Source organism: Pseudomonas rosaeacicularis, from assembly GCF_057128745.1.
On record NZ_JBSKHT010000009.1, the window covers coordinates 226,621 to 237,131 of the forward strand.

Sequence of the window (10,511 nt, forward strand, 5' to 3'; positions counted from 1 at the left end):
TCGGATTAAACGAGACTCCGTGTGAAGCCCGGCTCAGTTCCTCGAGCCGACATCTTCACTTACTCGCTTCAAATAAAGCCATCGCCTCGACATGCGCTGTCTGCGGGAACATATCGAGGATGCCGGCACGTTTTAATCGGTAGCCCTGTTGAATCAGTTCGACACTGTCGCGCGCCAAAGTTGCCGGGTTGCATGACACATAAAGCAACCGTTCGGCGCCTAAAGACTTGAGCTTGCTCACCACCTCGAACGCCCCGTCACGCGGCGGATCGAGCAGCACGGCAGAGAACCCTTCTGCCGCCCAAACAGCCTTGTTAAGCGGCTGAGACAGATCCGCCTGATGAAACTGTACATTGTGTAAATTATTGCTCACTGCGTTCTCGGCAGCACGTTCGACCATGGTCGCAACACCTTCGACCGCCACCACTTCGCGCGCTTTTTGCGCCAGCGGCAAGGCGAAGTTACCAAGCCCGCAGAACAAGTCCAGCACTCGTTCGTCTGCGCGCGGCGCCAGCCAATCCAGCGCCTGCGCAATCATGGCGGTGTTGACCGCTTCGTTGACCTGCACAAAGTCTCCGGGGCGGTAAGCCAGGTGCAAATCCCACGGTTCCAGGCGATAACCCAGAGTCTGGGAAGGGTCCACCGGCTGCGGCCCGTTCTCGCCGTGTAACCACAGTTGCGCGTCGTGGCTGTCACAAAATGCTTGCAGGATTGCCAGATCGCTTTCAGACAACGGCGCCATGTGCCGCAGCAAAACCGCTAACGCGGAGCCCTGAAACAATTCCACATGACCCAACGCTTTCGGCGCACTCAGGCGACGGAGCATGTCGGGCAGCCCGGTGATGATCGGTTGCAAGGCCTGTACCAGCACCGGGCATTCATCGATTGCGATGATGTCCTGGCTCGATGCTGCGCGAAATCCTACGTCCAGGCGTTTGGTCTTCACATCCCAGCGGACAGCCACTCGGGCGCGGCGGCGGTAGGCGAATTCCGCCCCACTCAACGGCGCTGCCCACTCCTCAGGTTCGATACCCGCGACACGGCTCAACTGCTCGGCGAGCATGCGCTGTTTCAGGGCAAGTTGGTCGTCGTGGGGCATCTGCTGAACACTGCAGCCGCCGCAGCGCCCGAAATGCACGCAAGGTGCGGGGCGACGCATCGAGCTTGGAGTAAACACACGTTCGGTGCGCGCTTCGACGACTTTGCCGTGGGCACCGAGCACGCGGGCTTCGACTTCTTCCCCCGCCAGACTGCCGGCGACAAACCAGGTGCGACCTTCGAGGAACGCAATACCGCGTCCATCGTTGGCCAGCCGTTCGATGGTCAGGCGTTGCTTTTTACCGGTTGGAACCTGCGTGGCCTTGGTCCCGCCAGTGGGCTGGAAACGCAGGCCTCTCTCATGCTTGGCCATCAGTTGGGCGCATCGTAAACGCCGGTCGACAGGTAACGGTCGCCACGGTCACAAATGATCGCGACCATGACCGCATTTTCGACTTCCTGAGACAAACGCAACATGCCGGCTACAGAGCCACCGGAGGAGACGCCGCAGAAGATGCCTTCTTCACGGGCCAGTCGGCGCATGACGTCTTCGGCTTCTTCCTGGGCCATATCCAGAATGCGGTCGACTCGGTCGGCCTGGTAAATCTTCGGCAGGTATTCTTGAGGCCAGCGACGAATGCCAGGGATCGAGGCGCCGTCCATGGGTTGCAAGCCGACAATCTGAATGTTGGGGTTTTGTTCCTTGAGGTAGCGCGAGGTGCCCATGATGGTCCCCGTGGTGCCCATGGAACTGACGAAATGGGTGATGGTGCCTTCGGTTTGCCGCCAGATTTCCGGGCCGGTGCCGACGTAATGAGCTTCGGGATTGTCACCGTTAGCGAACTGGTCGAGCACCTTGCCGCGACCTTCGGCCTGCATGCGCTCGGCCAGATCACGGGCGCCTTCCATGCCCTCTTCCTTACTCACCAAAATCAGCTCGGCGCCATAGGCAGTCATCGCCGCCTTGCGCTCGGCGCTGGAATTGTCCGGCATGATCAGAACCATCTTGTAGCCCTTGATCGCCGCAGCCATCGCCAGAGCGATCCCGGTGTTGCCGGAAGTGGCTTCGATCAGGGTGTCGCCGGCATGAATCTGCCCGCGCAGCTCAGCCCGGGTGATCATCGACAACGCCGGACGGTCTTTCACCGAGCCAGCCGGATTATTGCCTTCGAGCTTCAACAGCAGAGTATTTGAGGTGTTCCCAGCCATGCGTTGCAGACGCACCAGCGGGGTGTTGCCGACGCAATCGGCGATAGTTTGATACTGCAGGGTCATGGCGTCTTCGCAATCCAGACTGCGGGGGTCGCCTATCATACCGGCAATCGTCCCGAGCCCATATCACGCAAAGTGAGGTAGATAGTGCTGGATGGAATAAGCCTCCCATTATTAGAGGCCCGTCCTGAAATACCGCACGCGCAGGGTTTACTGCCGGTGCTCGGCAGATCGTCGGCAAGCCTGACTCCTACGCCCTTCGGGCAGAAACGCGTTGGCGTCTAACATGCCGCTTTGATTCGGCCCGGAGGGCGCATCGCATCGGTATGCAACACAGGCTTTTGATTCGGCCCGAAGGTTGCATCGCATGGGTATTGAACACCTGCTTTTAATTCGGCCCCAAGGGCACACCGCATCGGTATGCAATACCCGCCTTTGATTCTGCCCGCTGGGCGTAGGAGCCTTGCTTGCAGGCGATGGGCTGCGCAGCGGCCCTGAATCTGGCACCGCGGTCTCTCTGATACACCGCACGCGCAGGTTTTGCTGCCGGTGCCCGGCAGATCGTCGGCAAGCCGGACTCCTACGCCCTCCGGGCAGAAGCGATCCGGCGTCGAACATGTCGCTTTTAATTCGGCCCGAAGGGCGTAGGAGCCTTGCTTGCAGGCGATGGGCTGCGCAGCAGTCCTAAATCCAGGCACCTTGGGCTTGCGCGAAATATCAGGACAACAGTTCATCAGCAGCTTTCGTCTCACCGATCTAGCCTTTGCACGACAACCTAAAAACGGGGCAAAGGAATGCCTGATTCATCGCCACACTCTGGTCAACTTCGCGCGGGTAGATTCTCCGGCAACCATCAAATTTACCTGTTAACCACCGTCGTTAACGATCGCAGTCCGATTTTCTGCGACTGGCGCCTAGGCCGTTTAGTGGTCGATGAATTCCGGCTTGCCGAAGAGGAAGGCGCTGCCAAATCACTGGCGTGGGTAGTGATGCCCGACCACTTTCATTGGCTTGTCGAACTGCAAGGCGGATCTTTGTCCAGCCTGATGCGTCGAGCAAAGTCCAGAAGTGCACACAGCATTAATCGCGCAAGGGGCACCCCGTCCCAAGTCTGGCAGAAGGGTTACCACGACCGGGCGTTACGAAGTGAGGAGGATTTAAAAGACGTCGCCCGCTACATCGTTGCCAACCCGCTAAGAGCCGGGCTAGTTAAACGCGTTGGCGATTATCCGCTTTGGGATGCGATATGGCTTTGACAGATACACCGCACGCGCAGCGTTTACTGCCGGTGCCCGGCAGATCGTCGGCAAGCCGGACTGCTACGCCCTTCGGGCAGAGACAATCCGGCGTTGGACAGGCCGCTTTTGATTTGGCAGGGAGGGAACACCGCATCGGTATGCAACACCCGCTTTTGATTCTGCCCGCAGGGCGTAGGAGCCTTGCTTGCAGGCGATGGGCTGCGCAGCAGGCCTGAAACCGGGCACCTCGGTCGCAACTGACACACCCCGCGCGCAGGTTTTGCTGCCGGTGCCCGGCAGATCGTCGGCAAGCCGGACTCCTACGCCCTCCGGGCAGAAGCGATCCGGCGTCGAACATGTCGCTTTTGATTCGGCCCGAAGGGCACACCGCATCGGTATGCAACACCCGCTTTTGATTCGGCCCGCAGGGCGTAGGAGCCTTGCTTGCAGGCGATGGGCTGCGCAGCAGTCCTGAATCCGGACACCTTGGTCGCAACTGACACACCCCGCGCTCAGGTTTTGCTGCCGGTGCCCGGCAGATCGTCGGCAAGCCGGACTCCTACACCCTTCGGGCAGAAGCGGTTCGGTGTTTGGACCCTGGTGATGGGGTCAAACCGCCTGCGCGCGCAGCCGCATGTTCATCCTCAATCCCTTCTCCCGGTTTTCGGCCCACATGTCGCCGCCCTGTAATCGCAGCGAGTTGCGGGCGATGCTCAGGCCCAGGCCGAACCCGCCGTTGCCAGGGCGGGCGCCGTCGAGGCGGATGAAGGGGGCGAAGATGCGCTCCAGATCCTGTTCGTCCACGCCGCCGCCCTGATCTTCCAGCCACAGCAGCCAATGCTCGCCTTGCCGGCGACTGCTCAGCCACACGATGCCGTCTGACGGGGAATGACGAATAGCGTTGCGCAGGATGTTTTCCAGGGCCTGGGCCAAGGTATTCAAATGCCCACGCACCCAGCAGGACGACTCCACATCGCAGCGCAATTGCGCCGGTGACCAGCCGCTTTCGAAACAAGCGTTCTCGACCAGCATTTCCCACAACGCAACGATCTGGATGTCCTCGGCCGGCAATTTCTCGCGTTCAGTGTCCAGCCAGGCCAGTTGCAAGGTGTCGTCCACCAGCCGTTGCATGCCGTCGACCTCTCGGCTCAATCGTTCACGCAACTCGATCACGCCCTGCTCGCTGTCGCAGGCCACACGCAATCGGCTCAGCGGCGTGCGCAGCTCATGGGACATGTCGCGCAGTAACTGCTGCTGGATGAGCACGGTCGAGTGAAGCCGTTCGGCCATGTGATCGAACGCCCGGTTCAGATCGCCGAGTTCGTCCTGGCGCTTGATCAACTGTGGCGACAGGCGACTGGAAAGACGGTCTGCGCGCCAGGCGTTGGCCTGTTCACGCAGCTGATTGAGCGGCCGGATCAGCAGCCGATATAGCCCGACGCACAGCAACAACGTAAAAAGCGCTGGAATGATGACGTTGGTCAGAGCGCGCCAGACGACCAAATAACGTCCGGGCTTGAAGCGCTCAGGCAACTCGATCACCAGACTGCCCGCGCCGGGATTCTCCGGGAACGGGATCTTCAGCCAGGGCACGGTTTGCTGGCGCCGGCTCATGGGCCAGTCCAGACCGCGCAAGAAGGTCAGGCGCTGAAACTGCCTGTCATCCATCGGCGTACTGCTCAACGACTGCAGATCGCGACCGATCACGCCCACCCAACCGGGCTCATGACGACGAATCTCCCGCAGCCAGTCATCGATGCCCCGCGCCCCGCCCGCCTGCCAGGCTTGCTCGGCGTCGGCGGCATAACCGCCGAGCGTCCGGTGCGCGGCTTTAGAGAGGTAGGCGTTCTGGTCTTCGACGTAACGACCCCACGACCAACTGAGCCAGATCATCAGCAGGCAGAATCCCACCAGCAATACGGCCAGCTTCCAGAACAGTGAATGCCTGCCGGGCAACCCACAGCGCTTACGCATCGTGATTGACGGCAGTCAGCACGTAGCCTTTGCCCCACACCGTTCTGACCTGCTGCTCGTCATAGCCGATAGCCTTGAGCTTGCGACGGATCTGGCTGATGTGCATGTCCAGGCTGCGGTCATGCTGCGAATACCCGCGTTGCAGCACGTGCTGATAAAGGAAGGGTTTGCTCTGGACCTCTTCGGCGTTGCGCCACAGGGTTTCCAGCAAACGGTACTCGCTGCGGGTCAATTCAGCCGCGCGGCCCGCGAAACTCACGTCGCAAGCGGTTTCGTCGAACGACAGCTGATTGGCTGAAGGCGCAGGTAATGAGGGCGGTGGCGACGCTGCGGGGTTAAAACGCCGCTCCAGCGCAACCCGCCGCAGAATCGCTTCGATGCGCACACGCAGTTCATCCACGCTGAACGGCTTGGGCAGGTAATCATCGGCGCCGTGACGAAACCCGGTGATGCGATCGGCCTCGGCACCCAATGCCGACATCAGGATGATCGGCGTGGTCTGCTCTCTTCGCAGGTGCGTGAGAATGTCCAGACCGTTCATGCCCGGCAGCAGAATGTCCATCAGCACCACATCGAACCCTCCGCGACGGGCATGCGCAAGGCCGTCCGCGCCGTTCTGGCACCAGGTGACCCGAAAGCCGCAGCGATCCAGCTGATCGTGGACGAATGCCCCAAGCACAGGGTCGTCCTCAATGGCGAGTACGCTTGGGCGATAGATGGATTCGGGAGTCATTAGCTTCTGCGACTGATTCTCAAGGGGCGATTATTCAAGATTGCACCGGCATGAGCAAGGCAAGCGGTCGCAAGCTGCGGGCAACCAAGGCGCTGCCCGGTCAATTTGCCGGGATTCCCGACCGGCAACTGTCTACACTGCGCAATGACTACTGCATGCACAGGTTGCGTGGCGCAGCTTTTGCTTAACCGTACGCCAGGGTTGTTGGAGAAATCGTGTGCTGAACAGACTGGGCATCAAAAGCCGGGTATTGCTGCTGACCATCGTACCGGCGTGCCTGATGGCGGCGTTGCTGGGGGGTTATTTCACCTGGATGCAGCTCTCGGAGTTGCAGGCCCAGTTGCTCAAGCGCGGCGAGATGATCACCAATGACCTCGCGCCGCTGTCCGCCGCCGCCATGGCGCGCGGCGACAAAGCGTTGCTTGAACGAATTGCCGGACAAACACTGGAACAGGCCGATGTGCGCGCCGTGTCGTTGCTCGATGCGGATCGCAATGTGCTGGCGCATGCAGGTCCGAGCATGATCAATCAGGCGCCGATCGGTAACACCACCCACCTGCTGCAACGCTCGGAAAATGACGCCACCCGTTACCTGATGCCGGTATTCGGACGCCAGCGCCACCTCACCGGCGACATCGTGCCGCAGGAAGCTGACCGTCTGCTGGGCTGGGTCGAACTTGAGCTTTCCCACAGCGGCACGTTATTGCGTGGTTATCGCAGCCTGTTCGCCAGTTTGCTGCTGATCATCACCGGGCTGATCCTGACAGCCATTCTCGCGCTGCGCATGAGCCGCACCATCAACGGCCCTATCACCCAGATCAAACACGTGGTCGCCCAATTGAAGGACGGTAATCTGGAGGCGCGTTTGCCGCCGATGGGCAGTCATGAACTGGACGAGCTCGGTTCGGGCATTAACCGTATGGCCGCCACGCTGCAGAACGCGCAGGAAGAATTGCAGCACAGCATCGAACAAGCCACCGAAGACGTACGCCAGAACCTGGAGACCATCGAGATCCAGAACATAGAGCTGGACCTGGCGCGCAAGGAGGCCCTGGAGGCGAGCCGGATCAAGTCCGAATTTCTGGCCAACATGAGCCATGAAATCCGCACCCCGCTCAACGGCATTCTCGGCTTTACCCATCTGCTGCAAAAAAGCGAACTGACGCCGCGCCAGCACGATTATCTGGGCACCATCGAAAAGTCTGCCGACAGCCTGTTGAGCATCATCAACGAGATTCTCGACTTCTCGAAAATCGAGGCAGGCAAGCTGGTGCTCGACACCATTCCATTCAACCTGCGCGACCTGCTGCAAGACACGCTGACCATTCTCGCCCCCGCCGCCCACGCCAAGCAGCTGGAGCTGGTGAGCCTGGTGTATCGCGACACGCCGCTGTCGCTGGTGGGCGATCCGTTACGCCTCAAGCAGATCCTGACCAATCTGGTGAGCAACGCGATCAAGTTCACTCGCGAAGGCACCATCGTTGCCCGCGCGATGATCGAGGACGATCAGATCGATCACGTGCAGTTGCGCATCAGCGTGCAGGACACCGGGATCGGCCTGTCTAATCAGGACGTGCGCGCCCTGTTTCAAGCGTTCAGCCAAGCCGACAACTCACTGTCCCGCCAGCCCGGTGGTACCGGGCTGGGGCTGGTGATTTCCAAGCGTTTGATCGAACAGATGGGCGGCGAAATCGGCGTCGACAGCGAGCCCGGCGAAGGTTCGGAATTCTGGATCAGTCTGAGCCTGCCCAAGACCCGCGACGATATCGAAGACCTGCCCGCCCCGCCGCTGCTGGGGCGTCGGGTCGCGGTGCTGGAATATCACGACCTCGCGCGGCAGGCGCTGGAACATCAGCTGGAAGACTGCGGCCTGCAGCCGATGGTGTTCAATAACCTAGAAAACCTGATCAATGGCGTGACGGTGGTGCACCAGACCCCCCACGCCATCGACATGGCAGTGCTGGGCGTCACGGCCCATGAGTTGCCCCCCGAAAGGTTGCGCCAGCAGATTTGGGACCTGGAAAATCTCAGCTGCAAAGTGCTGGTGCTGTGCCCGACCACCGAACAGGCGCTGTATCAACTGTCTGTGCCGGACGCCTACACCCAATTGCAGGCAAAACCTGCGTGCACGCGCAAGCTGCGGCGCAGTCTGTCGGAGTTGATCCAGCCCAAACAGCAACGCAACGAAACACCCGAACCGCTGAACAGCCGCCCGCCGCGCTTGCTCTGCGTGGACGACAACCCGGCCAATCTGTTGCTGGTGCAAACGCTGCTGGAGGACATGGGCGCAAAGGTCATGGCGGTCGACAGTGGTTATGCCGCCGTGCAAGCGGTGCAGGACGAGGCTTTCGATCTGGTGCTGATGGACGTGCAAATGCCGGGCATGGACGGGCGCCAGGCGACCGAGGCAATTCGCGCCTGGGAAGCCGAGCGCCAGAGTACGTCGCTGCCGATCGTGGCGTTGACCGCCCACGCCATGGCCAACGAAAAACGCGCCCTGCTGCAAAGCGGCATGGACGATTACCTGACCAAGCCGATCAGTGAACGGCAACTGGCGCAGGTGGTGCTCAAATGGACGGGGTTGGCGCTGCGTAATCAGGCGCCGGAACGTCACCCGGAAATCTCTCATGGCACCGGTAATCTGCAAGTGCTCGATCACGAAGAAGGCTTGCGGCTGGCAGCCGGCAAGGCGGATCTGGCCGCCGACATGCTAGCGATGTTGCTGGCTTCCCTGGACACCGACCGCGAAGCGATTCGCGCGGCGCGCACCGTCAACGATCACATCGCCCTGATCGAACGCGTGCACCGCCTGCACGGCGCGACCCGCTATTGCGGCGTGCCGCAGTTGCGCGCCGCCTGCCAACGCAGCGAAACCCTGCTCAAGCAGGAGTCCCCGGAGGTCGACACGGCGCTGGATGAACTGGACAAAGCCATCATCCGCGTGGCGATGGAAGCGCGGGTGCATGCGTAACTTTGGTGGGTCACAGATTTCCCGTGGGAGCGGACCTGTCCGCGAAAGCTATCTAACTGCCGATGAATCTTTGTCGGCCACGCCGCCGTCTTCGCGGACAGGTCCGCTCCCACAGGATCTCAGAACATACGATGCCCTGTAGGAGCCAACTTGTTGGCGAGACATCCACTGCGGTCGGCCAGATACACCGCCTCGCGAACACGTTCGCTCCTACAGAGGGGCCGTGATCATATAAAGGATGACTGCAATGCGCACACTGATTTTCAGCAGCCAGACCTACGACCAGGACAGCTTTCTCGCCGCGCGGATTGCGGCTGATGTCGATCTGCATTTCCAGCCCGCGCGTCTGACCCTGGACACGGTGGCACTGGCCGACGGTTATGAGGTGGTCTGCGCCTTCATCAATGATGACCTCAGCGCTCCGGTGCTCGAACGCCTCGCCACTGGAGGCACCAAGCTGATCGCGCTGCGCTCGGCGGGTTTCAATCACGTCAACCTCAGCACCGCGCAGCGTCTGGGCCTGACGGTGGTGCGTGTTCCGGCCTATTCGCCGCATGCGGTGGCCGAACATGCGGTGGCGTTGATCCTCTCGCTTAACAGGCATTTGCACCGCGCCTATAACCGCACCCGCGATGGCGATTTCAGCCTGCACGGCCTGACCGGTTTTGACCTCGTCGGCAAAACCGTAGGCGTGGTCGGCACCGGGCAGATTGGCGCGACGTTCGCCAAAATCATGAGCGGATTCGGCTGCCAATTGCTGGCGTACGATCCGTTTCCCAATCCTCAGGTCGAAGCGTTGGGCGCCCGGTATCTGCCGCTGGACGAATTGCTGGCCCAGTCGCAGGTCATCAGCCTGCACTGCCCGCTCAATGACCAGACCCGGCACTTGATCAATTTCCAGTCCCTGAACCATATGCAGCGAGGCGCCATGCTGATCAACACCGGCCGTGGTGCGCTGGTGGATACGCCGGCGTTGATCGAAGCGCTGAAAAGCGGCCAGCTCGGGTATCTGGGGCTGGACGTGTATGAAGAAGAGGCCAAGCTGTTTTTCGAGGACCGCTCCGACCTCCCGCTGCAGGACGATGTGCTGGCGCGGTTGCTGACGTTTCCCAATGTGATCATCACCGCGCACCAAGCGTTTTTGACCCGCGAAGCGCTGGGCGCGATTGCGCAAACCACCCTGGATAACATCACGGCGTGGGCGGCGGGTGCGCCGCAGAATCAGGTGTAACAACCGCAATGTGCCGAGCACCTGTGGGAGCGGACCTGTCCGCGAAGAGGCCTGTACATCTGCCACATCCCTTGCGCCTGAGCGATAGTCTTCGCGGACGGGTCCGCTCCCACA

The 10,511-nt window shown here is 60.9% G+C and carries 8 protein-coding genes; 4 read left to right on the forward strand and 4 right to left on the reverse strand.

Features of this window, described 5'->3' with window-relative positions; translation table 11 throughout:
* Window positions 1-55: 55 nt before the first annotated feature.
* Both rlmD and cysM read right to left on the reverse strand, forming a co-directional pair.
* Complete coding sequence (rlmD, locus tag ACWKWM_RS13890) at window positions 56-1,411, reverse strand: 23S rRNA (uracil(1939)-C(5))-methyltransferase RlmD (protein WP_483846676.1); 1,356 nt, start codon at window positions 1,409-1,411, stop codon at window positions 56-58.
* Window positions 1,411-2,313 carry a cysteine synthase CysM gene (cysM, locus tag ACWKWM_RS13895; RefSeq protein ID WP_483846719.1) on the reverse strand — a complete coding sequence of 301 codons (903 nt, stop codon included), beginning with the start codon at window positions 2,311-2,313 and terminating at the stop codon, window positions 1,411-1,413. The genes rlmD and cysM overlap by 1 nt, the downstream gene beginning before the upstream one ends.
* A gap of 731 nt (window positions 2,314-3,044) precedes the next feature.
* Here cysM and ACWKWM_RS13900 point away from each other — a divergent pair.
* Window positions 3,045-3,506 carry an REP-associated tyrosine transposase gene (locus tag ACWKWM_RS13900; RefSeq protein ID WP_483846677.1) on the forward strand — a complete coding sequence of 154 codons (462 nt, stop codon included), beginning with the start codon at window positions 3,045-3,047 and terminating at the stop codon, window positions 3,504-3,506.
* Between the two features lie 591 nt (window positions 3,507-4,097).
* Here the strand turns inward: ACWKWM_RS13900 and ACWKWM_RS13905 are convergent.
* Window positions 4,098-5,462, reverse strand: a complete 1,365-nt coding sequence (locus ACWKWM_RS13905) for a sensor histidine kinase (RefSeq protein WP_483846678.1) — start codon at window positions 5,460-5,462, stop codon at window positions 4,098-4,100.
* A complete protein-coding gene (locus ACWKWM_RS13910; RefSeq protein ID WP_483846679.1) occupies window positions 5,455-6,195 on the reverse strand; it encodes a response regulator transcription factor in 741 nt (246 codons plus the stop codon). Before ACWKWM_RS13910 ends, ACWKWM_RS13905 begins: the two co-directional genes overlap by 8 nt.
* 50 nt (window positions 6,196-6,245) lie before the next feature.
* Between ACWKWM_RS13910 and ACWKWM_RS13915 the strand changes: the two genes are divergently transcribed.
* The 3 genes from ACWKWM_RS13915 (at window position 6,246) to ACWKWM_RS13925 (ending at window position 10,397) form a co-directional block, all read left to right on the forward strand.
* Window positions 6,246-6,383 carry a hypothetical protein gene (locus ACWKWM_RS13915; RefSeq protein WP_483846680.1) on the forward strand — a complete coding sequence of 46 codons (138 nt, stop codon included), beginning with the start codon at window positions 6,246-6,248 and terminating at the stop codon, window positions 6,381-6,383.
* A 29-nt stretch (window positions 6,384-6,412) separates the two neighbouring features.
* A complete protein-coding gene (locus ACWKWM_RS13920) occupies window positions 6,413-9,166 on the forward strand; it encodes a response regulator (protein ID WP_483846681.1) in 2,754 nt (917 codons plus the stop codon).
* 247 nt (window positions 9,167-9,413) lie between these two features.
* On the forward strand, window positions 9,414-10,397 hold the full coding sequence (locus tag ACWKWM_RS13925; RefSeq protein WP_483846682.1) for a 2-hydroxyacid dehydrogenase: 984 nt from the start codon (window positions 9,414-9,416) through the stop codon (window positions 10,395-10,397).
* Window positions 10,398-10,511: the final 114 nt, after the last annotated feature.

Bases quoted from the DNA above. Each gene is read 5' to 3' on its own strand.
- ACWKWM_RS13900 (WP_483846677.1), top strand. From the start codon at position 3,045: ATGCCTGATTCATCGCCACACTCTGGTCAACTTCGCGCGGGTAGATTC.
- cysM (WP_483846719.1), bottom strand. From the start codon at position 2,313: ATGACCCTGCAGTATCAAACTATCGCCGATTGCGTCGGCAACACCCCG.
- ACWKWM_RS13925 (WP_483846682.1), top strand. From the start codon at position 9,414: ATGCGCACACTGATTTTCAGCAGCCAGACCTACGACCAGGACAGCTTT.
- rlmD (WP_483846676.1), bottom strand. From the start codon at position 1,411: ATGGCCAAGCATGAGAGAGGCCTGCGTTTCCAGCCCACTGGCGGGACC.
- ACWKWM_RS13910 (WP_483846679.1), bottom strand. From the start codon at position 6,195: ATGACTCCCGAATCCATCTATCGCCCAAGCGTACTCGCCATTGAGGAC.
- ACWKWM_RS13905 (WP_483846678.1), bottom strand. From the start codon at position 5,462: ATGCGTAAGCGCTGTGGGTTGCCCGGCAGGCATTCACTGTTCTGGAAG.
- ACWKWM_RS13915 (WP_483846680.1), top strand. From the start codon at position 6,246: ATGAGCAAGGCAAGCGGTCGCAAGCTGCGGGCAACCAAGGCGCTGCCC.